The sequence below is a fragment of the Kitasatospora sp. NPDC088742 genome (assembly GCF_055584905.1).
This window is the reverse complement of the sequence record NZ_JBVJLD010000013.1, coordinates 1-23,176: the sequence shown is the minus strand read 5'-3', so window position 1 is coordinate 23,176 and position 23,176 is coordinate 1. Positions and strand designations below refer to the sequence as shown.

Annotated in this window: 16 protein-coding genes and 1 pseudogene; 9 read left to right on the top strand and 8 right to left on the bottom strand. The window is 73.5% G+C overall.

What is annotated here, in order from left to right; all coding sequences use genetic code 11:
- Nucleotides 1-348: 348 nt before the first annotated feature.
- A pseudogene (locus ACZ6ZR_RS13125) lies at nucleotides 349-1,354 on the bottom strand (helix-turn-helix domain-containing protein); the annotation flags it as partial.
- A gap of 1,002 nt (nucleotides 1,355-2,356) precedes the next feature.
- On the opposite strand from ACZ6ZR_RS13125, the gene ACZ6ZR_RS13120 reads away from it, so the two are divergent.
- Nucleotides 2,357-3,208: a GNAT family N-acetyltransferase gene (locus tag ACZ6ZR_RS13120; protein WP_465642171.1), complete on the top strand. Its 852-nt coding sequence runs from the start codon at nucleotides 2,357-2,359 to the stop codon at nucleotides 3,206-3,208.
- Here ACZ6ZR_RS13120 and ACZ6ZR_RS13115 read toward each other — a convergent pair.
- A complete protein-coding gene (locus tag ACZ6ZR_RS13115) occupies nucleotides 3,189-4,073 on the bottom strand; it encodes an HAD family hydrolase (RefSeq protein WP_465642170.1) in 885 nt (294 codons plus the stop codon). The two genes, ACZ6ZR_RS13120 and ACZ6ZR_RS13115, sit on opposite strands and share 20 nt — an antisense overlap.
- 882 nt (nucleotides 4,074-4,955) lie before the next feature.
- Between ACZ6ZR_RS13115 and ACZ6ZR_RS13110 the strand changes: the two genes are divergently transcribed.
- On the top strand, nucleotides 4,956-5,465 hold the full coding sequence (locus tag ACZ6ZR_RS13110) for a universal stress protein (protein ID WP_465642280.1): 510 nt from the start codon (nucleotides 4,956-4,958) through the stop codon (nucleotides 5,463-5,465).
- Nucleotides 5,466-6,569: 1,104 nt separating this feature from the next.
- On the opposite strand, the gene ACZ6ZR_RS13105 is transcribed toward ACZ6ZR_RS13110, so the two are convergent.
- The gene (locus tag ACZ6ZR_RS13105; protein WP_465642169.1) at nucleotides 6,570-6,734 is read right to left on the bottom strand and encodes a hypothetical protein; all 165 of its coding nucleotides are present in this window, start codon (nucleotides 6,732-6,734) and stop codon (nucleotides 6,570-6,572) included.
- A gap of 321 nt (nucleotides 6,735-7,055) precedes the next feature.
- On the opposite strand from ACZ6ZR_RS13105, the gene ACZ6ZR_RS13100 reads away from it, so the two are divergent.
- Both ACZ6ZR_RS13100 and ACZ6ZR_RS13095 read left to right on the top strand, forming a co-directional pair.
- Nucleotides 7,056-7,232, top strand: a complete 177-nt coding sequence (locus ACZ6ZR_RS13100) for a hypothetical protein (protein ID WP_465642168.1) — start codon at nucleotides 7,056-7,058, stop codon at nucleotides 7,230-7,232.
- Nucleotides 7,233-7,327: 95 nt separating this feature from the next.
- The gene (locus ACZ6ZR_RS13095) at nucleotides 7,328-8,101 is read left to right on the top strand and encodes a bestrophin-like domain (protein WP_465642167.1); all 774 of its coding nucleotides are present in this window, start codon (nucleotides 7,328-7,330) and stop codon (nucleotides 8,099-8,101) included.
- An 87-nt stretch (nucleotides 8,102-8,188) separates the two neighbouring features.
- Here ACZ6ZR_RS13095 and ACZ6ZR_RS13090 read toward each other — a convergent pair whose 3' ends face one another.
- The 4 genes from ACZ6ZR_RS13090 to ACZ6ZR_RS13075 all read right to left on the bottom strand — a co-directional run bounded on the left by ACZ6ZR_RS13090 (nucleotide 8,189) and on the right by ACZ6ZR_RS13075 (nucleotide 14,586).
- Nucleotides 8,189-9,379 (bottom strand): acyl-CoA dehydrogenase family protein, encoded by a 1,191-nt coding sequence (locus ACZ6ZR_RS13090; RefSeq protein WP_465642166.1) that lies wholly within the window; start codon nucleotides 9,377-9,379, stop codon nucleotides 8,189-8,191.
- An 88-nt stretch (nucleotides 9,380-9,467) separates the two neighbouring features.
- On the bottom strand, nucleotides 9,468-10,442 hold the full coding sequence (locus ACZ6ZR_RS13085) for a hydroxymethylglutaryl-CoA lyase (protein ID WP_465642279.1): 975 nt from the start codon (nucleotides 10,440-10,442) through the stop codon (nucleotides 9,468-9,470).
- Between the two features lie 92 nt (nucleotides 10,443-10,534).
- A complete protein-coding gene (locus tag ACZ6ZR_RS13080; protein ID WP_465642165.1) occupies nucleotides 10,535-12,814 on the bottom strand; it encodes an acetyl/propionyl/methylcrotonyl-CoA carboxylase subunit alpha in 2,280 nt (759 codons plus the stop codon).
- Nucleotides 12,815-12,945: 131 nt separating this feature from the next.
- Nucleotides 12,946-14,586, bottom strand: a complete 1,641-nt coding sequence (locus tag ACZ6ZR_RS13075; RefSeq protein WP_465642278.1) for a carboxyl transferase domain-containing protein — start codon at nucleotides 14,584-14,586, stop codon at nucleotides 12,946-12,948.
- 212 nt (nucleotides 14,587-14,798) lie between these two features.
- Here ACZ6ZR_RS13075 and ACZ6ZR_RS13070 point away from each other — a divergent pair, with 212 nt between their 5' ends.
- The 4 genes from ACZ6ZR_RS13070 (at nucleotide 14,799) to ACZ6ZR_RS13055 (ending at nucleotide 21,480) form a co-directional block, all read left to right on the top strand.
- On the top strand, nucleotides 14,799-15,422 hold the full coding sequence (locus tag ACZ6ZR_RS13070; RefSeq protein WP_465642164.1) for an SACE_7040 family transcriptional regulator: 624 nt from the start codon (nucleotides 14,799-14,801) through the stop codon (nucleotides 15,420-15,422).
- 171 nt (nucleotides 15,423-15,593) lie between these two features.
- A complete protein-coding gene (locus tag ACZ6ZR_RS13065) occupies nucleotides 15,594-19,388 on the top strand; it encodes an ABC transporter ATP-binding protein (RefSeq protein ID WP_465642163.1) in 3,795 nt (1,264 codons plus the stop codon).
- A 181-nt stretch (nucleotides 19,389-19,569) separates the two neighbouring features.
- On the top strand, nucleotides 19,570-20,862 hold the full coding sequence (locus tag ACZ6ZR_RS13060) for an MFS transporter (RefSeq protein WP_465642162.1): 1,293 nt from the start codon (nucleotides 19,570-19,572) through the stop codon (nucleotides 20,860-20,862).
- An 87-nt stretch (nucleotides 20,863-20,949) separates the two neighbouring features.
- The gene (locus ACZ6ZR_RS13055; RefSeq protein WP_465642161.1) at nucleotides 20,950-21,480 is read left to right on the top strand and encodes a MarR family winged helix-turn-helix transcriptional regulator; all 531 of its coding nucleotides are present in this window, start codon (nucleotides 20,950-20,952) and stop codon (nucleotides 21,478-21,480) included.
- Between the two features lie 12 nt (nucleotides 21,481-21,492).
- On the opposite strand, the gene ACZ6ZR_RS13050 is transcribed toward ACZ6ZR_RS13055, so the two are convergent.
- A complete protein-coding gene (locus tag ACZ6ZR_RS13050) occupies nucleotides 21,493-22,383 on the bottom strand; it encodes an ATP-grasp domain-containing protein (RefSeq protein WP_465642160.1) in 891 nt (296 codons plus the stop codon).
- Nucleotides 22,384-22,463: 80 nt separating this feature from the next.
- Here ACZ6ZR_RS13050 and ACZ6ZR_RS13045 point away from each other — a divergent pair, with 80 nt between their 5' ends.
- Entirely contained in the window at nucleotides 22,464-22,961 is a 498-nt protein-coding gene (locus tag ACZ6ZR_RS13045) for an NUDIX hydrolase (protein WP_465642159.1), read from the top strand.
- The last annotated feature ends 215 nt before the right edge of the window (nucleotides 22,962-23,176 follow it).

The following is a 23,176-nucleotide window of genomic DNA, read 5'->3' as shown; positions in this document are numbered from 1 at the left end:
CGACCCCGGACGCCTGGCCGGACGCGTGGCCCGGCGCCTGGCCCTGCGCGGACCCGGATCCGACTCCGGACCCGGCGGCGGGCGCGGTCGGTGCGTGCGGCCTGGCACCGGGGCCGCCGCCGGGGCGCGGGTGGCCGTGCTGCGGGGCCTGGTTGCCCTGGCCGCCCTGGGCCGGGACCAGGGGACGCATCGGACCGTTCGTCAGATGCTGCGCTCCGTGCGGGCTCATGGCGGAACGGTCCGCAGGGTGGGCCTGCGGCGGCACCGTCATGGGGACGGCGGCCTGGCCCGGCGCAGCGCCGGTGGTCCCGGGCCCCATGCCCCCGGCCGCGTTGCCGCCGGTCGGGATCGGACGCCTGGCCCGGTAACTGGTCCGGTAGGCGGCCGGCGAGACTCCGAGCTGGCGCCGGAAGTGCCCGCGCAGCGCGACCGGGGAACGGAAGCCGCAGCGGCGCGCGACATCGTCCACCGAGAGCTCGGACGCCTCCAGCAACCGCTGGGCCTGGAGCACCCGTTGGGTGATCAGCCACTGCAGCGGGGCGCTGCCGGTGAGCGTGCGGAACCGTCGGTCGAAGGTGCGACGGCTCATGTAGGCGCGGGCGGCCAGGACCTCGACGTCGAACTGCTGGTTGAGGTTCTCCAGGGCCCAGGTCACGACCTCGGCGAGCGGGTCGTTGCCGATCTCTTCAGGTAAAGACTGATCGATGTACTGGGCCTGCCCTCCGCCGCTGCGGCGGTTGGGCACCACCAGGCGGCGGGCCAGGGCGTTGGCCGCCTCGGCGCCGTGGTCGCTGCGCACCACGTGCAGGCAGAGGTCTATCCCGGCGGCGGTCCCGGCGGAGGTGAGGACGTCGCCGTCGTCGACGAAGAGCTCGCGCGGATCGACGTGGACCTTCGGGTAGCGCTTGGCCAGCGTCGGCGCGTACATCCAGTGGGTGGTGGCCGGGCGGCCGTCCAGCAGACCCGCGGCGGCCAGCACGAACGCGCCGGTGCAGAGGCCGATGATCCGGGCGCCCTCGTGGTGGGCCTTGCGCAGCGCGGCGATCGCCTCCGGCGGGGGCGGCTGCGAGATCGAGCGCCAGGCCGGGACGACGATGGTGCCGGCCCGGGCGAGCGCCTCCAGGCCGTACGGGGCGGTGAGGGTGAGACCGCCGGTGGTGGCGAGCGGCCCGTCCTCACCGGCGCAGACCAGCAGGCGGTACCGGGGGACCCCGGCGTCCTGGCGGTCCACACCGAAGACCGAGAGCGGGATCGAGCTCTCGAAGATCGGGGCCCCGCCGAAGATCAGGACGGCGACCGTCTCGCGGCGCCGACGGCCGGAGAGCTTGCGCGGGGCGGTGCTGTGGCCGAGCAGTCCGGTGCCGGACTGGGTGGCGGGCGGTGCGACGGCGACGGCGGTTCCGGTGGCGCCGATCGAGCCGGAGGATCCGTGGGCGGTGTGACCGCCGTGGCCGCCATGGCTTCCGGGGCCCTGCTGGAACTGGCTGTGCGTCAGCTGGGCTGCTCCGTGCGGAGACTGACTGACCGCTAGGGGAGCAAGGGCGGAAGCCGGGCGCCGGGCAGCGGAGTTGGTGTGCTGCGGGGGCGGGAGCGGCTGGTCCGGGGCGGCGGCGGGGGCAGGGGGGCCCTGCTGGGAGCCGGCCGGCGGGCCGTACTGCTGTCCGTGCGGGTGCCCGAACTGCTGTCCGTGCGGCGGTCCGTACTGCGGGCCGGGGTGCGAACCCGGATACGGCGGGTGCGCTTGGTGGGGCTGGTGCGACGCGGTGTCTCTCGACGAGCGGATCGTGAAGCCGGCCGACGGCTGGCCGCCGCCAGGACCCGTGTCGCTCCTGCTCACCCTGCTCAAGGCGCTCCAGCCCCCTCGGTGGTGTGGTGTGGTGGTGCCGTGGTGCCGTGGTGCCCAACTGCTCGCCCTGCACGCCTTGCTCGCCAAGATCGAATCTACTGGGTGGACCGTCACCGTTGTGACAAGTTCACCATCCGACGCTATGTCGACATGGCAATTTGGCGTGATGCATTCGATCACGAAGCGTGGCAGGCGTCGACCCCCCTGTGAAGAGGGCGGGGAGTTCGATGGCTGGTTGCCGCACGACCGACCGCCTGGCGGAGCCGGAGAACGCGCCGCGTCGTGCGGTCTGGTCTGCGACTTTGCCGAACGGTGCTCGCCGGTAACGAGATTGACTGAAAACCGCCGGTCCGTGAAGGGGGCGTGCGTCGTCAGCTTGTGCGCCGGTGGGCGCTGGGTGGCGCGGATGCGTCGGTGGGGTGGAGGGCGGCCGAGCCGGCCCTGAGCGGGGTGTGACCTGGTGTTCCGTTTGGGCCACGGGGCGGCGGGTCGTGATCGTATGGTCGGAACATGACGGAGATCGGTCGACTCGAACAGGCCAACGACAACGCCGCCGCCTTCTGGTCGGCCCAAGCCCGCGCCCACGGTTGGGAGGCCGAGCGGAGGCAGGGCTTCGCCGCCGTTCGGTGCACCAGGAATCCGACCGACCCCCACCGCGTGGTGGTCACCCGCCCCTACGGGTCCGCGGGCGCGGACGGGGCGGGTATGGACGGGGCGGTTGCGGACGGGGCGGTTGCGGATGGGACGGCTGTGACTGACGGGCTGTCAGCCGGGGCGGCGGGCCTGCACGCTGAGCTGGCCGAGCTGTTCGAGAAGTGGGGCACCACGCGGATGGTGGTGGAGGACCCGTACGACGGTCTCGACTTCACCGCGGGCGGGCAGACACCCACCCGTCCGATGAAGGTCATGGTCCGTGAGCCGGAGCTGCCCGCGGTGGAGGTGGATCCGGCGCGGCTGCGTCCGGGAGTGACGGTCGAGGAGATCGGCACCGCGGCCGAACTCGCCGAGCTGGAGCGGGTGGTGGTGGACGGCTTTCCGCTGGAGGACCACCAGCCGTGGCGCGCCGGTGTGGTGCTGCCGAGCACGATCCTGGCCGAGTCGGGGTGCCGGGCCTGGCTGGCACGGGCCGAGGGCACACCGGCCGCGGCCTGTATGACGTACGACGACGGCGAGACGGTGGGCGTCTACTGGGTCGCGACCCTGGCGTCCCACCGCTCGATGGGACTGGGACGGGCCGTCCTCTCGTCAGCCCTCGCGGCGCAGCCGGGGCGGGTCTTCACCCTGGTGGCCACCCTGCTCGGTGAACCCCTGTACCAGCAGCTGGGGTTCGTGGAGTGCGGCACTACGCGCTGGTGGCGCTAGCGTTCGGCAGCCCGATAGGGGCGGGGGCGTTCGGCCGGCTCGGTACGTTCGGCGCGGTGGGTGCACGGAGCGGGGTGACGTCGGCTGCCCCGGCCCGACTCCTGGACCGGACCTCGTGACGGACCTCGTGGCGGGCCTCGTGGCGGGCCCGGGCGGCCGAGGCGGTGGCGGCGCGGCGTGCGGCGGCCGCGGGGCCCGGGGCGGACCGGGCGGAGAGGATCAGCCCGACGGCCTCCGGGAGGCCGGCCGCACTGAGGGTCGGGCGGTAGCCGGGCTCGGACCACGGGCGGCCGTGGTGGAGCCAGACGCTGCGCAGGCCGGTCAGTTCGGCGCCGGCGATGTCGGCGGGAGCGTGGTCGCCGACCATCCAGGTCTGCTCGGTCCAGTCGCCGGCGGGCGTCACGCCGCAGCGCTGGGCGGCGATCTCGAAGATCCGTGGGTCCGGCTTGAGACAGCGGGCCTCCTCGGAGATCACCCAACCGTCGACCAGGGCGTTCAGCCCGGCCCGCCGGATCTTCTCCAACTGGGGGTCGGTGCCTCCGTTGCTCACGATGCCGATCAGCCAGCCCGCGGACCTGGCGGCGTTGAGCGCGGAGAGGTGGGAGGACGGGCAGTGGATGTGTGAGTTGATGCCCCGTCGGTAGTGGCCGAGCAGGAAGTCCATCGAGCGGTCCAAACCGTAGCGGCGCTTGGCGGCCCCGAGTACGGTGCTCCGCGGCACGTAGCCGCCGCCGTCGAGGGTGGTGAGCCAGCCCAGGTCGTTGGCGGGCAGCCGGTGCTCGGCCAGGAAGTCCCGGGCCCAGGCGCGGAAGGCGGCGTCCCGGGGCAGCAGGGTGTTGTCGAGGTCGAGCAGCAGCAGCGGCATGCGGTGCATGCTGCCAGCAGGCCGGAGTATGCAGCAGGCAATTGCCGCGTTACCCTCCGTGCCGACTCGAATTGGCCGGAAGCGGTTGCCCGGTGGACGTCCGGCGAGGACGGAGGTTTGGCCGGGGGCGGGGGCTGGAACGTGCCGCCGTTTCCGTCGCCGGAGGGTCGGGGCACGTGACGTGCACGTATATAGGGGAGAGCCGGGCGGAGGTGGCGGGACCGCCGCACTACCGGTGCGCCAATCGGACGGTGACAGTCGGATCACGGTGTACCGGGGCCCTGTTGCGTCCAGGGGCTTCCTCGGCGAAGCTCCAGGGAACCTTCCCCGAAGGCCCTGGCGCACGGGCTCGAAGGTGGGGCGTGAAGAACCGGAAACGCGCGACTCCGTTCGCGGGATTCCTTGCCGTTCACGGGCTCTGCCGCTGGGCGGGGCCCGGGGCCAGTCGTACTCTGAGAGGAACAGGTCACATTCGGTGGTGCTCGGCGGAGACCGGTTCGGTGTCTCGGGTGGACCTGTCGCCCGGGCATCAGTGCCCCCTTCTGTCGGCCCATCTCACTCGAAGAGCTTTGAGCCATGGTCGATTTTGAGCTCCCCGAACCGGCGGACGCCGCTCTCGGTGCCCGGATCGAGAGGGAGCTGCACCCTGGGAACCCGAATGCGCCCGGTGGTTCGGGTACGTCGAGGATGTCGGGGATGTCGGATGAACTGGACACCTACGAGGCCGAACGGTCCGGAGGGACCGCAGGCCTTCGGGCCGCGGCCGTCCCGGGCCGGGACGTCGTGCGCCGGGGCTGGCTGTGGCCGCGCCAGCGGTGGCTCGGCCGGCGGGGCGGGGGTCGTGGTGGAAGCAGTGAGGGGACTGCGGTGACGGACGGAACGATCGCGGGTGGTACCGGTGCGGCAGGAGCCGTCCCGGGGCGGACCAGTGGACCGGAGCTCGCGGCTCAGCCCGCGCGGACCTGCGACCCGGTCTTCCAGCACGGTGTGGTGGTCGGCTTCGACGGCTCGCTCTCCAGCGAGCGCGCGCTCGCGTACGCGGTCGGCATGGCCCGCCGGTCCCAGTGCGGGCTGGTGATCGTGCACGTCGCCAACCGGCTCCCCGCGACCGTCTGGGCCGGGTGCGAACCGCCGGTGTTCGTGGACCTGCCCGACCACCGCACGGAGATCCTCGGCCTGGAGCTCGCGTGCGCGGACTACCTCAACGGCGTGCCCTGGATCCTGGTCGAGCGGGGCGGGGACATCTGCCACGAGATCGAGGAGGTCGGTAGGGAGTACGCCGCCGACGCGATCGTGGTCGGGACCACGCACGGGCTGCTGGGCAAGCTGTTCGGATCCGTCTCGGGTCGGCTGGCGCGCCGGGCGAACCGGCCTGTGATCGTCATTCCCTGAGCCCTGGCCCCGGCGGGTTTCCTTCCTGGCTGGGTGGTGTAGGTGGGCCGATCGAGTCAATCTGCTTGCTGACACGGCGTCGGCATGTAGTGCGACGGGCCGGACCGGGGCAAGCATGGCGGAGTGATCATTCGACCCTGGCCCGACCCTGTCGCCCCGCGCAGCTGTCCGTCCGATCGGCGGCGACTGCGGAAGCGGCAGTGGCTGCGCGGGGGTGTGGCCTCCTCCTCGTTGGTGGTGGCTGTGGTCGGCTCGGCCTTGCTGGGCTGTCCGGCCGCCGGTGTTGATACCAGTGTTGGCGCGGATGGGGGCCGGCGAGGTGGCGAGGCCCGGAACGCCCTGTCGCTCGCCGTGCGCACCAACGGGGCGGAGGGCGTGTCGGTCAGAGTCAGGGCCGGAGAAACGATTCTGAGGGTCTATCGGATCGTGAACCGTGCCGAGTACGGCCTGACCGCTCGGATCGACGATCCCCAGGTGCCCGGTGGGCGCCCGGCCTGCGGTGGGAGTGGTGCGGTGGCGGTGCCGCCGCTCGGAACGGTCGAGTGCAGTGTCCGGTTCGTGGCCGGAGCCGGGGTGCAGGAGTCGTCCGTGCGGATGGAGGGGGTGGCTCCGGCCGGGTTGCCCGCAGCGGAGGCGACGGCCCGTGCCGGATACCGGGGCGTGGAGTCGGGGATGGCCCTCGTGCCGGCCGGAGGGCCCGTCGGGTCGGGAGTGGTCTCGCGGTCACGGGCGGTGCGGCCGACCCGTGGATCTGTCGAACTGCGCTACCGGCTGGAGGTGTTGGGGGAGTCGTCGGTGGAAGGGATCAGGCTCTCCTCCGATCTCCCCGGTGTCGGGGCGGTTTCGTGCGCGGACGGTGCGGTGCTGGACTCACTCGCGCCGGGGCATGCGGTGGAGTGCGTGGTCCGTGGGACGGCCAGCCCCGGACGGCAGGCGGGGACGGTCCGGGCCGAGGGCGTGGTGGACGACGGCGCGGTGGGGGAGGACGGCCGTCCGCTGGGGGTGCGGCGGGTGACGGCCGTGGCGGCGGGTGGATATGACGGTGTGTCGGCTCCTTCGGGGGGTGGCTCGGCAGGGTCGGGTGGCTCTGGCAGTTCTGGCGGCTCAGGTGGTGCCGGAGGAGCGGGTGGAGCGGGTGGAGCGGGTGGCGGCCAGTCCGGCACCCAAGGTGGTTCGGGTGGTGGCGCCTTGGGCGGTGGCGGTCAGGTAGGTGGCAGCGCCGCCACCGCCGGGCAGGGCGGAGGCGCGGCGAGCGGGGTCGATGGGCAAGGGCGGGACGGAGCCCAGGCGGGCCATGCGGTCGGTGGCGTGGCCGGCGCGGGCGGAACGGGCGGGGCCGGAGGGGTGAGTGCCGACGGGGTGCCGGGGAGGCCGGGGCAGTTCGGCTTCCTCGCGCCTTACCTTCCGGGAGCCGACCGGTATCCATGGCTCGGCAGTCCGTTCCGGGCGGACCTCGGGGGCGGTACGGCTGTGGCGGGGGGCTCCTCACCGGCGGCGGCCCCGGGCCAGGCGGGTGCTGCCTCCGGCGGTGCCCCTGCCCCCGCCGCCCCTTCCGGGCCGGGGGCTGGGGCAACTCCCGCCGGAGCAGCGGTGGTTGCAGGTCAGGCGACGGTGGCGGGCCTCGACCTGGGGGCGGAGACCGCAGTGGTGCCGGAGGACGAGGACGACTGGGACATGGACGAGGTGATGGTGCTGCTGTTGGCGATCCTCCTACCGGTGCTGTGCGTGCTGGCGGCAGCGTTCGGGACCCGGTCACCGCAACGCTGACGGGTCGTCGGCCCGGCGGCGGCCCGGCGTAGCCGGAGACTCTCCCGGTCGGCGCGGTGATTGGCGGAGGACGAGAAGAAGGGGAAGGTTGTCGGATGTGGACGGTGGCACTGGTCTCGCTGGCGGGTGCGCTCCTGGCGCTGGTGCTGGGTCTGCTGCTCGGCCGGACCGAGCGCTCCAGGGCGGGTGAGACCTCGCCGCAGGCCCTCTCCTTCGCGGGTGCGGCGGTGCTCGGCTTCTTCGCGCTGTTCACCGGGTTCAGCATCGCCGGCGCCTGGCAGCAGCTGAACACGGCTCGTCAGCACACCTTCGCGGAGTCCAGGGCACTGACCGAGACGTACTGGACCGCGAAGAGCCTGGCGGACGTCGACCGGGCCGAGGTGAGGAAGCAGCTGCGGGCCTACACCGGGCTGGTCGTGAGGGACGAGTGGGACGAGATGCAGCACGGCCGGGGGAGCGCGGAGGCTTGGCACGCCATCGACCGGGCCCGGGTGGCTGCCGAGCACGCCGAGGCCACCACGGCGGCCGAAGTGGCCGCCCGCGCGGACGTGGTGAAGAACCTGACCGATGTGTACGCGCGGCGGACGGCACGCCTGGCGGACACCAAGGCCGTCGTGCCGGACGTGGTGTTGGGTGGACTGTTCGTCGGGGCGGTCTTCGTCCTGGCGACACCGCCGGTGATCGGGCTCACCGCCAACGGTCGCAACCTGGTCCTGATGTGCTTCGTCGGCGCCTCGGTCGCCTTCGGGGTGAGTCTGGTGGTGGAGCTGAGCGGCCCCTACTCGGGTGTGATCCAGGTGCCGCCGACCGCCTTCGACCTGGCTCTGCTCCGTTACGGTCAGATCGACGTGGGTCTCGTACCGAGCTGACGGGTGCGGCACGGACGGTGGCACGATCGGCGGGGTCGGTGGCGGGGTGGGGCCGGCCGGGCGTTCGGCCCCACCCGTGCAGCCGGGTCAGGAGTTGATGCCCAACTCCCTTGCGATCAGCATCCGCTGGACCTCGGAGGTGCCCTCCCCGATCTCCAGGATCTTGCAGTCGCGCCACATGCGGGCGACCGGGTACTCGTTCATGAAGCCGTAGCCGCCGTGGATCTGCGTGGCCTCCCGGGCGTTGTCGACGGCCGCTTCCGAGGAGTACAGCTTCGCGATGGCCGCCTCCTTCTTGAACGGTTCGGAGTGCAGCAGCCGGGAGGCGGCGTCCCGCCAGGCCAGGCGGGAGGTGTGTGCGCGCATCTCCATGTCGGCGAGCTTGAACTGGATGACCTGGTTGGCGCCGATCGTGCGCCCGAAGGCGCGGCGGGTGCCGGCGTAGCTGATGGACTGGTCGACGCAGCCCTGGGCCAGGCCGGTGGCCAGGGCGGCGATGGCGATGCGCCCCTCGTCGAGGATGCGCAGGAACTGGGCGTAGCCGCGGCCGCGGGCGCCGAGCAGGTTGGCCGCGGGGACCCGGCAGTCGGTGAAGGAGAGTTCACGGGTGTCGGATGCGTTCCACCCGACCTTGGAGTACTTGCGGGAGACGGTGAACCCAGGGGTACCGGTGGGAACGATGATGGAGGAGATCTCGCGAGTTGACGAGGGGCCAGCCGAGTCTTCACTCGAACGAGCGATCGGTTCCGTCAGGGCGGTCACGGTGACCAGACCGGTCATCTCGGTACCGGAGTTGGTGATGAAGCACTTGGTGCCGTTGATCACCCACTCGTCCGTCTCCGCGTCGTAGCGGGCCGTGGTGCGGGTCGCGCCCGCGTCCGAGCCGCCCTCCGGCTCGGTCAGGCCGAAGGCGCCCAGCAGCTCGCCCGAGGTCAGCCGGGGCAGCCACTCCCGCTTCTGCTCCTCGGTGCCGAAGCGGTAGATCGGCATCGCACCGAGCGAGACGGCGGCCTCCAGGGTGATCGCCACCGAGGAGTCGACCCGGGCCAGCTCCTCCAGGGCCAGGCCGAGGGCGAAGTAGTCGCCGCCCATGCCGCCGTACTCCTCCGGGAAGGGCAGGCCGAACAGTCCCATCTGGGCCATCTCGCGGATGATCTCGTACGGGAACTCGTTCTGCTCGTAGTACTCCCCGATCTTCGGGGCCACCACGTCGTTGGCGAACTGCTCTACGGTGCGGCGCAGTTCCTCGTGCTCGCGGTCCAAGCGGTGGTCGAGCATGGTGATCCTCCTGGATCGGGGCCGCAGGGCCCGGAGTTGGGGTCGGTCGGGGCCGGGGCGGCCGGGTGACGTGGCGAGGGAGCGGTGCTCAGGCGGAGGGAGTGCCGGCGGAGTCGGCCGCCACGCTGCCCGCGAGGGCCTGGACGGCCCGGGACGGGCTCGGCCGGCCGAGCTGCCGCGCCATCCAGGCGCTGGTGGTGACCAGCGAGCGCAGGTCCACGCCGGTCTCGATGCCGAGGCCGTGCAGCATCCAGACCAGGTCCTCGGTGGCCAGGTTCCCGGTGGCGCTCTTGGCGTACGGGCAGCCGCCCAGGCCGCCGGCCGAGGCGTCCACGGTGGTGACGCCGGAGCGCAGCGCGGCCAGGGTGTTGGCCAGGGCCTGGCCGTAGGTGTCGTGGAAGTGGACGGCCAGCTTGTCCGCCCCCACCCCGGCCCGGTCGAACGCCTCCAGCAGCGCGGTGACCTGGCCCGGGGTGGCCACGCCGATGGTGTCGCCGAGGCTGAGCTCGGTGCAGCCGAGCTCCAGCAGCCGGACGCCGAACCCGACCACCTGCTCCTGGGGCACCGGCCCTTCCCAGGGGTCGCCGAAGCACATCGAGAGGTAGCCGCGGGTCGGCACCCCGGCCTCGGCGGCGCGCTCGACCACCGGCTTGAACATCTCCAGGGCCTCCGCCGCCGAGCGGTTGAGGTTGCGCCGGGCGAAGGTCTCGGTGGCGCTGGCGAAGACCGCGACCTCGGTGGCGTGGTGGGCGAGCGCGCGGTCCAGGCCGCGCTCGTTCGGCACCAGCACCGGCAGCCGCAGGCCCGGGTGACGGTCGGTCAGCCCGGCCAGCCGGGGCATCAGTTCCTCGGCGTCGGCCAGCTGGGGCACCCACTTGGGGTGGACGAAGCTGGTCGCCTCGACCCGGCCGAGCCCGGCGGCCGCGAGCCGGGCGATGAACTCGGCCTTCACCGTCACCGGTACGAGTGAACTCTCGTTCTGAAGGCCGTCACGTGGCCCGACCTCGTGGATACTGACCCGAACGGGCAGGCCGGGGGCCGGGACGACGGTGGGCAGGCCCAGATCGAGCGCGTCGGGCTCGCGCTCACCCGGGGCGGAGGCCGCCGAGGTGTCGGCGGCCGACGAGCTGTCGGCGGTGCGGCCGGGCTCCGTGGTCACGACGCCTCCCCGGTGGTGAGGGCGTCCGCCGAGTCGGAGGGCTCGACCACGACCAGTAGCTCGTCCATGGCGACGGTGCTGCCGGCGCCGGCCCGCAGCTCGCTGACGGTGCCGTCGTGCGGCGCGGTGATCACGTGCTCCATCTTCATCGCCTCCAGGACGAGCAGGGGTTGGCCGCGGCGGACCTGTTCGCCCAGCGAGGTCTTCACCACGGTGACGGTGCCGGGCATGGGCGCCGTCAGAGCGCCGTGGTGGGAGTCGCCGCCACGGGAGTGGTCGGCCACCGGGTCGTACGGGTGCACGGCCCAGGCGTCGCCGTCCAGGCCGAGCCACTGGATCGTTCCGGCGGCGGAGTTGTCGGTGGTGTGCGCGAAGGTCGTCTGCAGACCGTCGACGGTGAGGTGGAGCCGCTCGGGGGCCAGGGCGGCACGGACGGTCCGGATCGGGCCGCCGTCGAGGCGGGCGTCCCAGGCGGCGGGCGCGCCGGCGGAGGCGGCCGCGGGCCGGAGCCGCACGGTCACCGGCTCCTGGCCGGGCAGCCGGAGCCGGTGGGCGGTCCAGGCGGGGGTGCCGCCGAGCCGCCAGCCGGAGGCCTCGGCGAACGGGTCGGTCCAGCCCGTGGCGGAGGTGGCCGGGGTGAGGCCCAACTGCCGTGCCAGCGCGGCCGCGTGGAAGAGCGGTTCGGCGGGGGAGCGGTCCGCCGCCGGGCCGGCCGAGGTGGCGTCGGCGCCAGGGCCGGACACACCGTCAGAATCCGTACCCACACCGGTGCCAGCACCGTTGTCAGCACCGGTACCCCCACCGGCGTCGCCCGGAGCGGCCGAGAAGGAGGAGGCCAGCAGCTCCGGTGTCTGCTCCACCGTGCGCTCGACCAGTCCGGTGTCCAGGCGTCCGGCCACCACGTCCGGGTGGGCCAGCAGCCGCCGGAGGAAGCCGGCGTTGGTGGTGACGCCGAGCACCCGGGTGTCGGCCAGGGCCGCCCGCAGGCGGCGGAGGGCGGTCGCCCGGTCCGGGCCGTAGGCGATCACCTTGGCGAGCATCGGGTCGTACAGGCTGCCGACCTCGGTGCCCCGCTGGATGCCGGAGTCCACCCGGACGCCCTCGCCCTGCGGGTCCTCCAGCAGCAGGACCTGACCGCCCGTCGGGAGGAAGTCGCGCTCGGGGTCCTCGGCGCAGATCCGGGCCTCGATCGCGTGGCCCAGGAAGGAGATGTCCGACTGATCGAACGTCAACCGCTCGCCGGAGGCGACCCGCACCTGCCACTCGACCAGGTCCAGCCGCGCCGGGGCCGGGGTGTCGGCCCCCACCGCGATGGCCAGTTCGGTGACGGGGTGCTCCACCTGGAGCCGGGTGTTCATCTCCATGAAGAAGAAGTCCATGACGCCCTCGGGCGCGGGCCCGTCGGGGTCCAGGCCCGGGACGATGAACTCGACCGTGCCGGCCCCCGTGTAGCCGCAGGCCTCGGCCGCGCGGACGGCCGCCTGGCCCATCGCCGCCCGGGTCTCCGGGTTCAGCAGGACGGAGGGAGCCTCCTCGATCAGCTTCTGGTGCCGGCGCTGCAGGCTGCACTCGCGCTCGCCCAGGTGCACGGTCCGGCCGTGGGTGTCGGCCAGGACCTGCACCTCGATGTGGCGCGGCCGGTCCACCCAGCGCTCCAGCAGCAGGGTGTCGTCGCCGAAGGCGGTCCGGGCGATCCGGCGGGCGGCGGCCAGCTCGGTGGCCAGGTCGGCCGGGTCGCGGACCAGCCGCATGCCCTTGCCGCCGCCGCCGGCCGAGGGCTTGAGCAGCACGGGGTAGCCGATCTCGGCCGCGGCGGCGGTGAGTTCGGCGTCGCTCGGGGCCCCGTCGCCGCGCCCGACGCTGCCGGGAACCACGGGCACCCCGGCGGCCCGGACGGCCTCCTTGGCGTTGATCTTGTCGCCCATCAGTTCCACCGCACCCGGCGGCGGGCCGATGAAGACGACCCCGGCCTCGGCGCAGGCCCGGGCGAAGGCCGGGTTCTCCGCGAGGAAGCCGTAGCCGGGGTGGACCGCCTGGGCCCCGGTCCGGCGGGCGGCCGCCAGGATCAGGTCGCCCCGCAGGTAGGTCTCGGTGGCGGAGCTGTCGCTCTGCCCCTCCGGGCCGAGCCGGACGGCCAGGTCGGCCTCCCGGACGTGCGGTGCGTCGGCGTCCGCGTCGCTGAACACCGCCACCGAACGCACGCCGAGGCGGCGGAGCGTGCGGATCACCCGGACCGCGATCTCGCCTCGGTTGGCGACCAGAACTGTGTCGAACATGGGAGGCGTTCCTCCGGGTCTTGAGCGGGTCGTGAGCGGGTCTTGAGCGATTCGTGAGCGGGTCGGGAGTGCGACGGTCCGATGCGTCAGGACGGACACCGGGTGTCCCCGGCACCCACCCTGACGGAGCGTCACATGCGGAAGACGCCGTACGGCCGGGCCGGGGCGAGCGGGGCGTTGGCGCAGGCGGTCAGGGCCAGGCCGAGCGCGGCCCGGGTGTCCATCGGGTCGATCACGCCGTCGTCCCAGAGCCGGGCGGTCGAGTAGTAGGAGTTGCCCTGCCGCTCGTACTGCTCGCGGACCGGCCGCTTGAACTCCTCCTCGGCCTCACCGGGCCACTCCTCGCCCTGCGCCTCCAGCTGGTCGTGGCGCACGGTGGCCAGCACCGAGGCGGCCTGCTCACCGCCCATCACCGAGATCTTCGCGCCCGGCCACATCCACAGGAAGCGAGGGGAGTAGGCCCGCCCGCACATCGAGTAGTTCCCGGCGCCGTACGAGCCGCCGATCACCACCGTCAGCTTGGGCACCCGGGTGCAGGCCACGGCCGTGACCATCTTGGCGCCGTGCTTGGCGATGCCGCCGGCCTCGTACTGCCGCCCGACCATGAAGCCGGTGATGTTCTGGAGGAAGAGCAACGGGATGCCGCGCTGGTCGCAGAGCTCGATGAAGTGCGCGCCCTTGAGGGCCGATTCGGCGAACAGCACGCCGTTGTTGGCGACGATGCCGACCGGGTGGCCGTGGATGTGGGCGAAGCCGGTGACCAGGGTGGTCCCGTACTCGGCCTTGAACTCGGCGAAGCGGCTGCCGTCCACCAGACGGGCAATCACCTCGCGGACGTCGTACGGCGTGCGCGGGTCCACCGGCACCGCGCCGTACAGCCCGGCCGGGTCCACGGCGGGGGGCTCGACCGGGGTGAGCGGCCAGGGCTTGGCGGCACGCGGGCCCAGGCCGGAGACGATGTTCCGGACGATGGCCAGCGCGTGCGCGTCGTCCTCGGCCAGATGGTCCGTCACGCCCGAGGTGCGGGAGTGGAGTTCGCCACCGCCCAGCTCCTCGGCGGTGACCACCTCGCCGGTCGCGGCCTTCACCAGCGGGGGGCCGCCGAGGAAGATGGTGCCCTGGTTCCGGACGATCACGGCCTGGTCGCTCATCGCCGGGACGTACGCGCCGCCGGCCGTGCAGGAGCCGAGCACCGCCGCGATCTGCGGGATGCCGGCCGCCGACAGCCGGGCCTGGTTGTAGAAGATCCGGCCGAAGTGGTCGCGGTCCGGGAAGACCTCGTCCTGCATCGGGAGGAAGGCGCCGCCCGAGTCCACCAGGTAGACGCAGGGGAGCTGGTTCTCCAGCGCCACCTCCTGCGCCCGCAGGTGCTTCTTCACCGTCATCGGGTAGTAGGTGCCGCCCTTGACGGTGGCGTCGTTGGCGACCACCACCACCTCGCGCCCGGCGACCCGGCCGATCCCGGCGATCACGCCGGCCGCCGGGGCGGCGCCGTCGTAGAGGCCGTCCGCCGCGAGCGGGGCCAGCTCCAGGAAGGGGGAGCCCGGGTCGAGCAGGGTGTCGACGCGGTCGCGCGGCAGCAGCTTGCCGCGTGCGGTGTGCCGGGCACGGGCCTTGGCGCCGCCGCCCTCGGCGGCCGCCGCGAGCTTCGTCCGCAGTTCGGCGACCAGTGCCTGGTGCGCGGTGGTGTTCGCCCGGTACGTGGCCGAGCCCGGGTCGGCCGAGCTCTCCAGCCGGGGCGCGGGCGCGGCGGCCGGGTCGAACGTCGGCATCGCGCTGCTGTCCCGGCCGGTCTGCAGTCCATGCAGTCCATGCAGCCCGGCAGTAGAGAGGACCATCCCCAGAGCTCCCTTGCCCTCGGAGAGCGGACGGGCCCGGGCCGACGGTGCGGGTAGCCCGAGGCCCGGAGCCGCCCCAGGTTAATGAGCGTTAACTCCTGGCCTCAGGTTAACCACGGATAACCCCACTGTCTACGATGGGTGTCATGTCGAATGTCCCCGCAGCCTCCGCAGCCCCCGCTGTCCCGCGCCGGGACCAGATCCGCCGCGAGGCGGCCCGGCTGTTCGCCGCCCGGGGTTTCCTCGGCGTCGGGGTGGACGAGATCGGCAAGGCGGTCGGCATCAGCGGCCCCGCGCTCTACCGCCACTTCTCCGGCAAGGACGCGATGCTCGCCGACCTCCTCATCGGCATCAGCGAGCGACTGCTGGAGGAGGGCCGCCGCCGGGCGGGTGACGCCGGTACGCCGGACGGCGCCCTGGACGCCCTGATCGACGGCCACGTCGAGTTCGCCCTCGACGACCGCGACCTGATCACCCTGCACGACCGCGAGCTGCTGCACCTCAAGGAGGAGGACCGCCGCAAGGTCCGCCGCCTCCAGCGCTCCTACGTCGAGCTCTGGGTGGACACCGTCCGGCGCACCCACCCCGCGCTGGCCGAGCCCGCCGCCGAGCCGACCGCCCGCACCGTGGTGCACGCCGTCTTCGGCCTGCTCAACTCCACCCCGCACAGCGCCGACCGCACCGGCCTGTCCCGCACCGCCATGGCCGCCCTGCTGCACGGCCTGGCCCAGGGGGCCTTCACCGCCGCCGCCGAGCAGTCGGCCCACTGACCTAGGTCCAACGGCGGTCCGTACGGAGTACGTCCGACCGGTCCGCCGCGCCGCGCCGGGGAGTGATGCTGGTCGGGCCGGGAAGCAGTCCGGTCGCCGGGCTGTTCGCACCGAGGGGCCCGCCGGATAAGCACTGGGGGGCGAGCGATGAAATGGTTAGTATCCCTAAATATGCGTGAGACTCACGGATCTGCATCCGAAGACCAGGCGCCCGGCTGGCTGCGCCGCCTGGCGGGCTACAGCTGGCGCCACCGCCGCGGCGTGCTGCTCGCCTTCGGCGCCTCGCTGGTCGGCATGGCCGTCACCTCCACCATCCCGCTGATCACCAAGGTGATCATCGACGACGTCATCACCTCCCACAGCCGCCCGCTCACCCCGTGGGCGGTCCTGCTGCTGGTGGCCGCCGCGGTGGTCTTCCTCTGCACTCAGGTCCGCCGCTACTTCGGCGGGCAGCTCGCCATCGACGTCCAGCACGACATGCGGTCCGACCTGTTCCGCTCGCTCACCCGGCTCGACGGGGACCGGCAGGACGAGCTCGACACCGGCCAGGTGGTCGGCCGGGCCACCTCCGACCTCCAGCTGGTCGTCGGCCTGCTCTTCATGCTCCCGATGATGACGGGGAACGTGCTGATGTTCGGCATGTCCCTGGGCGTCATGTTCTGGCTCTCCCCGCCGCTCACCCTGATCGCGCTGCTGATGGGTCCGGCCCTCTGGTGGACCGCCACCCTCAGCCGCAAGCGCCTCTTCCCCGCCACCTGGGCCGCGCAGCAGGAAGCAGCCGCCGTGGCCGGAGTGGTGGACGGCGCGGTCGGCGGCGTCCGGGTGGTCAAGGGCTTCGGGCAGGAGGCCCAGGAGCGGGCCAAGCTGGAGGCGGCCTCCCGCAAGCTGTTCGCCGCCCGGCTCCGTTCCATCCGGCTGAGCAGCCGTTACAACCCGGCCATGCAGGCCGTCCCGGCGCTCGGCCAGGTCGCGGTGCTGGCGCTCGGCGGCTGGCTGGCCGTCAGGGGCGAGGTCACCCTCGGCACCTTCGTGGCCTTCTCGACCTACCTGGCCCAGCTCACCGGTCCGGTCCGGATGCTCACCATGGTCATCACCGTCGGCCAGCAGGCCCGGGCCGGCGTCGAGCGGGTGCTCGAACTGGTCGACCTGCGCCCGAAGGTCCAGGAGACCCCGGACGCCCTCGACCTCACCGCGCTGCCCCGCACCGCCGGGGTGCCCGCCATCGAGTTCGACCGGGTCGACTTCTCCTACGGCGCCCACGAGGAGGGCGGCAGCGGCCACGTCCTGCGCGGCCTGAGCTTCCGGCTGGCCGAGGGCGAGACGCTCGCCCTGGTCGGCGCCTCCGGCTCTGGCAAGTCCACCGTGGCCCAGCTGGTGCCGCGCTTCTACGACGCCGCGTCAGGTGCCGTCCGCCTCTACGGGCACGACGTCCGCGAGCTGACGCTCGACTCCGTCCGGGCCAGCGTCGGCATCGTCCCGGAGGACAGCTTCCTCTTCTCCGAGAGCGTCCGGGACAACATCGCCTACGGCCGCCCCGACGCCACCGACGAGCAGGTCGAGGCCGCGGCCCTGGCCGCCCAGGCCGACGGCTTCATCCGGGAGCTGCCGGACGGCTACGCCACCAAGGTCGGCGAGCAGGGCCTCACCCTCTCCGGCGGCCAGCGCCAGCGGATCGCACTCGCCCGGGCCATCCTCAGCGACCCGGCCGTGCTCCTCCTCGACGACGCCACCTCCGCGGTGGACCCGCAGGTCGAGGCCGAGATCCACCAGGCGCTGCACGGCGTCACGGCCGGCCGCACCACCCTCCTGATCGCGCACCGCCGCTCCACCCTCCAACTCGCCGACCGGATCGCCGTCCTGGACGGCGGCAGCCTGGCCGACCTCGGCACGCACGAGGAGCTCGAGGCCCGATGTCCCCTCTACCGGGCCCTGATCAGCAACCCCGACGAGGTCCTCGACACGCCCCGCCCGCCGGCGGAGCCCACCCGGGCCGTCCTCACCGAGAAGTCCGAGAAGCCCGGCAAGCCCGAGTCGGACAGGGCCGAGAAGGCCGACAAGGCCGAGTCCGACAAGGCCGAGAAGGCGGAGAAGAAGCCCGGCGCCGACCCCGAGCTGCTGGCCAAGGTCGCCGCACTGCCCCCCGCCACCGACACCCCCGCGATCCCGGTCGAGCAGGCCGAAGCCGGTGACCCGGACTTCAACCTGCGCCGGATGCTCGCCCCGTTCCGCCTCCCGCTGCTGCTCGCCCTGCTGCTGGTCGCGCTGGACGCGGCCGCCGGCCTCAGCCTGCCGGTCCTGATCCGGCACGGCATCGACGACGGCGTCAGCAAGGCCGCGATGTCCGGGGTGGCGGTCGCCTCGCTCGCCGCGCTGGCCATCGTGCTGCTCGACTGGCTGGTGCAGAGCACCGAGACCAAGGTCAGCGGCCGCACCGGCGAGCGGATGCTCTACAGCCTGCGGTTGAAGATCTTCGCCCACCTCAACCGGCTCGGCCTGGACTACTACGAGCGCGAGCTGTCCGGCCGGATCATGACCCGGATGACCACCGACGTCGACTCGATCAGCTCCTTCCTGCAGACCGGCGTGGTCACCGCCGTGGTCAGCCTGCTGACCTTCTTCGGCATCTTCGGCGCGCTGCTGGTGATCGACGCGGGCCTGGCCCTGGTGGTGTTCGCCGTGCTGCCGCTGCTGGCGGTCGCGACCTGGATCTTCCGCCGCAAGTCCAGCACCCAGTACCAGCGCTCCCGCGAGCTGATCAGCACGGTCAACGCCGAGCTCCAGGAGAACGTCGCGGGCATGCGGATCGTCCAGGCGTTCCGTCGGCAGACCGTCAACACCGGGCGCTTCGAGGCCAGCGGGCTCGCCTACCGGGACTCGCGCAACCGCGCGCAGTTCTACATCTCGCTGTACTTCCCGTTCGTGCAGTTCCTCTCCGGCACGGCCGCCGCGCTGGTGCTGATCGTCGGTGCGGCCCGGGTCGAGTCGGGCACCCTGACCATCGGCGCGCTGGTCGCGTACCTGCTCTACATCGACCTCTTCTTCGCCCCGGTCAACCAGCTCTCGCAGATCTTCGACGGCTACCAGCAGGCCGCCGTCGGCCTCGGCCGGATCCGCGAGCTGCTGCGCACCCCGACCAGCACCCCGCCCGCCGAGGACCCGGTCCCGGTCGGCAAGCTGCGCGGCGAGATCACCTTCCAGGACGTCAGCTTCGCCTACAACGGCTCCGCCGAGGGACGGCCGGACGTGCTCAGCGGCATCGACCTGCACGTCCCGGCGGGGCAGACCGTGGCGCTGGTCGGGGAGACCGGCGCGGGCAAGTCCACGCTGGTCAAGCTGGTGGCGCGGTTCTACGACGTCACCGGCGGCCGGGTGCTGGTGGACGGCACCGACGTGTCCGCGTTCGACCTGGCCGAGTACCGGCACCGGCTCGGCGTGGTGCCGCAGGAGGCGTACCTGTTCGCGGGCACGGTGCGCGAGGCGATCGCGTACGGGCGGCCGGAGGCCACCGAGGCCGAGGTGGAGGCGGCGGCCAAGGCGGTCGGCGCGCACCGGATGATCACCGGGCTCTCCGACGGCTACGACCACAGGGTCTCCGCCCGGGGTCGCAACCTCTCGGCCGGCCAGCGCCAGCTGATAGCACTGGCCCGGGCCGAACTGGTCGACCCGGACATCCTGTTGCTGGACGAGGCCACCGCCGCGCTCGACCTGGCCACCGAGGCCGCCGTCAACCGCGCCGCCGACCGCTTGGCCGGCGGCCGCACCACCCTGGTGATCGCCCACCGCCTGACCACCGCGGAGCGGGCCGACCGGGTGGTCGTCCTGGACCGCGGCCGGGTGGTGGAGGACGGCACCCACGAGTCCCTGCTCGCGCTCGACGGCGCCTACGCCCGCCTGTGGCGCGCCTTCGTCGCCGACCACCACGGGCAGCAGGAGGAGTTCGAGGAGTACGAGAAGGAGCGGGTGTAGGAGCAGGGGCAAGGTCGTTCGATCACGGAGCGATCTCGGGCGGACCACAACTGTGCAGCCCGGCGGTTGCGGGACGGTTCTGACGGGCCGTCACCCGGGGGAGGGCTGGTAGACAGGGCGGGCGACCGCGCGAGAGGCCGGGAGCACCACCCCGGTCCGCCCTGGTCGAGAGGCCACGCCCATGGTTCCGCGCGCCCGCGAGGCACGGTCCACCACCCTCCGCCCCTCCTCCGGGGCGGCCACCACCGCGCTGGTGGCGCTGTTCTCCGCCGGGTACCTGCCCGCCTACCTGCTGCCGACCGTGGTGGGCCGCTTGGTCGGCTCCTTCGGGCTGAGCACCCCTCAGGCCGGGGCGGTGGGCAGCGCGCTGCTGCTCGCCTCGGCCTCGGCCGGGCTGCTGCTGGCCGGCCGAGTGCGACGCCTCGGCCCCGTCCGGCTGGCCCGGGCCGGGGTCGGGCTGCTGGTGCTCGGCGGCACCGCGGCCGCGCTCGCCGACCACCTGCCGCTGCTGCTCGCCGGCTGCCTGCTCGCCGGTCTCGGTGCGGGCACCGCGACGGCGGTGGCCTCCACCGGCATCGCCGCCACGGCCGACCCCCAGCGCGGCTCGGCACTCGGACTGCTCACCACCTCGGCGGTGGCCGCCGTGCTCTTCGTGGCGCTGCCCCGGCTCGGAGCCGGGCACGGAATGCCGTTCGCGGCCGTCGCGGGCTGGGCGCTGCTGGCCGGTCTGACGACGGGTCGGCTGACGGTCGGTCAGCCGGCGATCGGCCCGCGGCCGGGGAGCCTCGGGGCCTCGCGCACGTCGACCACCAGCGGCCTGCCCCGGAAGGGGGCGGGCTGCGTGCTGGCCGGCGGGATGCTGCTCTGGTCGATGGGGCAGAACGCGCTCTGGGGCGTGAGCGGCCAGATCGGCACCGCCCGGGTCGGCCTGGACGAGCAGACCCTCGGCCTGGTCTTCGCCGCCGCGCTGGGTGGCGGGCTGCTCGGGGTGACGGTGGCGAGCGCGGTGGGCTCCCGCTTCGGGAGGGCGCTGCCGATCGGGGCGGGTACGGCGGTGATCGCGCTCTGCATGGTGCTGGCGGGCGGCGCCGGATCGGTGCTGCCGTTCGCGGTCGGCGAGGTGCTCTGGAACACCTGCTACCCGCTGGTGCTCAGTCACCTGATCGCGCTGGCCGCCGGGTTGGACCGGGCCGGACGGTGGGCCGTGCTGGCCGGGGCGGGCTCCTCGCTCGGGGTGGCGGCCGGCCCGGTGGCCGGGGCCGCCCTGGCGGCGACCGCCGGGTACCCGGGGATGGGGCTGGTGCTCGGCGGCCTGCTCGCGGGGGTGGGCGTCCCGCTGGTGCTGGTCGCCCGCCGGAGCACGGCACCGACGGCCGGCCGGGTGTTCGTCCCGGCGCAGCGGACGGCGGCACAGCGGACGGCGGCACGGCGCACGGCGGAGGTCCAGACGGAGCTGGCCGGGGCCGGGCGCTGACCACCTCCGGACCGGATGCCCGGATTCCGTTGGTGCGGGCGGTAGTTCGTACCCCGGTGCCCGTCCGGCCGGTGCTAGCCTGGCCGGATGGCCAAGACCTCCTCGGGTGGGCGGCCGGACCTGGTCAGCACCCTGGTGCGGTCCGCCTTCCTGGTGAACGAGGTGTACGCCGAGTCCGCCCGCGGGCTCGGCCTGACCCCGCAACAGGGGCAGCTGCTCTGCGTGCTGATGGCCCGGCCGCACGGGATGGGTGAGCTGGGCGGAGTGCTCGGTCTGGCCCGGTCCAGCCTGACCGGGCTGGTGGACCGCACCTCGCAGCGCGGACTGGTCCGCCGGGAACCGGCACCGGACGACGCCCGCGCCGTCCGGGTCGTGCTCACGCCCGAGGGCACCGGGCTCGCGGAGCTCTTCTACGCCGAGGCCCGCCGCCGGATCGGCGCGCTGGTGAACGGGGTCGGCGCGCCCGGGCGGGAGGCGCTCGCGGAACTCCTCGACCGCATGGTGGAGCAGAACGGCGCCCCCGTGGTCTTCCTCTCCTGCGGTCACCACCTGCCCGAGGACCGAACCCCCGCCCCGTCCCGGGCCCCTGCCGTCTCCAGGGCCCCGGCCACCGGCTGAGCTGAGCCCCCGTCAGCCGCCGGTGCGGGAGAGCAACGCCGTCAGCAGCCGCCCCAGGTCCGCCCCGCGCGGCAGCTCGCTCACCTGCCCGTCACCCACCTCCACCACCCGCCACGCCCCGTCCCCCGCCGACTGCGCCAGATCGGTGGTGACGAAGCGGCAGCCCAGCGACCGCACCAGCGGCTGCACCCCGCCGAGCTCCGGCCGGACCAGCGCGTCCGGCTGGTCCGGGTGCGGGCCGACCAGCACCGGATCGCCGTCCAGCCACCACACCCGGGCCTCCACCGCCCGGCCGTCCGCACCCCGCCGGTACTCCTCGAACCGTCGCAGCACCACACCCCCGGCCAGGAACTCCCCCTGGAGTTCCTCGAACCGCCGCACCACCCGCAGCAGCCCGGCCGTGTCCGCCAGCTCCGGCACGTAGCAGGCCTCGTCCCACTCGTGCTTGCGGGACTTCACGTAGTCCTTCACCACGGCCGGCCCGCGCCCGCCCAGCCGCTGCGCCGCCTCCGCCAGCACGTCCCCGTCGACCGCTCCGCCACGGTCCGGGCCGCCCGGCAGCCAGACGCTCTCCGGCGTGGATCCCTCGAACACCGGGTACCAGCCCGGCAGTTCGTGGGCATCGGCGTAGGAGGCGCCACTGGTCAGCAGCGGCCGCCCGCGCGCGGTGAGCGCCTCCGCCAGCTCGGCGTACCGGGCCGTCGGGATCATCCACCCCCGGTACCAGAGCGGACCGCCGCCCGCCGGGACCTGCCGGACCGCCTCCCGGACGTCCCCGGCCAGCAGGGCGTCGTGGTCCAACAGGACGGTGCCGCCGCCGAGTTCGGTGACCCGGCGGGCCTCCAGCAGGAAGTGCGGATCGGGGCGGCGGGGGGTGAGCGGATCGACGGGGAAGAGGATCATGCGCTCAGGGTAGGGCCGGGAGCGGGCGGTGCAACGGAAATGCCGTGGTCACGGTCGGAGCGGTCTGCCAGGGTGACCTGATGCGAACCCCACGACGCGCGGCCCGGACCGCCGTACTGGAACCGGGCGGCGCGGTCTTCCTGCTCCGCTCGGACAACAGCGAGGTCGGCGTCCACTGGACCATGCCGGGCGGCGGCATCGAGCAGGGCGAGTCCCCGGTCACCGGGGCCCGCCGGGAGCTCTGGGAGGAGACCGGCTGGACCGACCTGGCCCCCGGCCCGCTGCTCTGCACCTGGGAGCACGACTTCACCTGGCACGGCATCCCGGTCCGCCAGCACGAGCACGTCTACCTCAGCAGGGGCCCTCGCCGCGGCACCGTCGGGGACGTCAGCGCGGTGCACGCCACCGACCGCATCCTCGACTCGCGCTGGTGGTCCCCGGACGAGCTGGCCGACCCGGCCGCCGACGCCCTCTGGCCCCCGCAACTGCCCGAGCTGCTGGCCGCGGTCCGCCAGGACTGGCTGGCCGGGCGCGGCACCGTGACCCCGGTCGACCTCGGGTACGTGCCCAACCGCTGATCCGGGCACCGCAGTCGGCCGCAGCTCGGGACACCGGGCGGAAAGTCCCTGTCCGGGCCCGGGCCACCGGGGTAGCCTGGACCGCATGAAGCTTCAGCCGTGCCTCAACTGGTGGCCGTCCTAGGGCCTGTTTCAGAAGTGGATCAAGGTCATGCGATGATCTTGATCCATGGCTCGGGGAGATCTGACGGACGCCCAGTGGGCAGTGCTGGAAC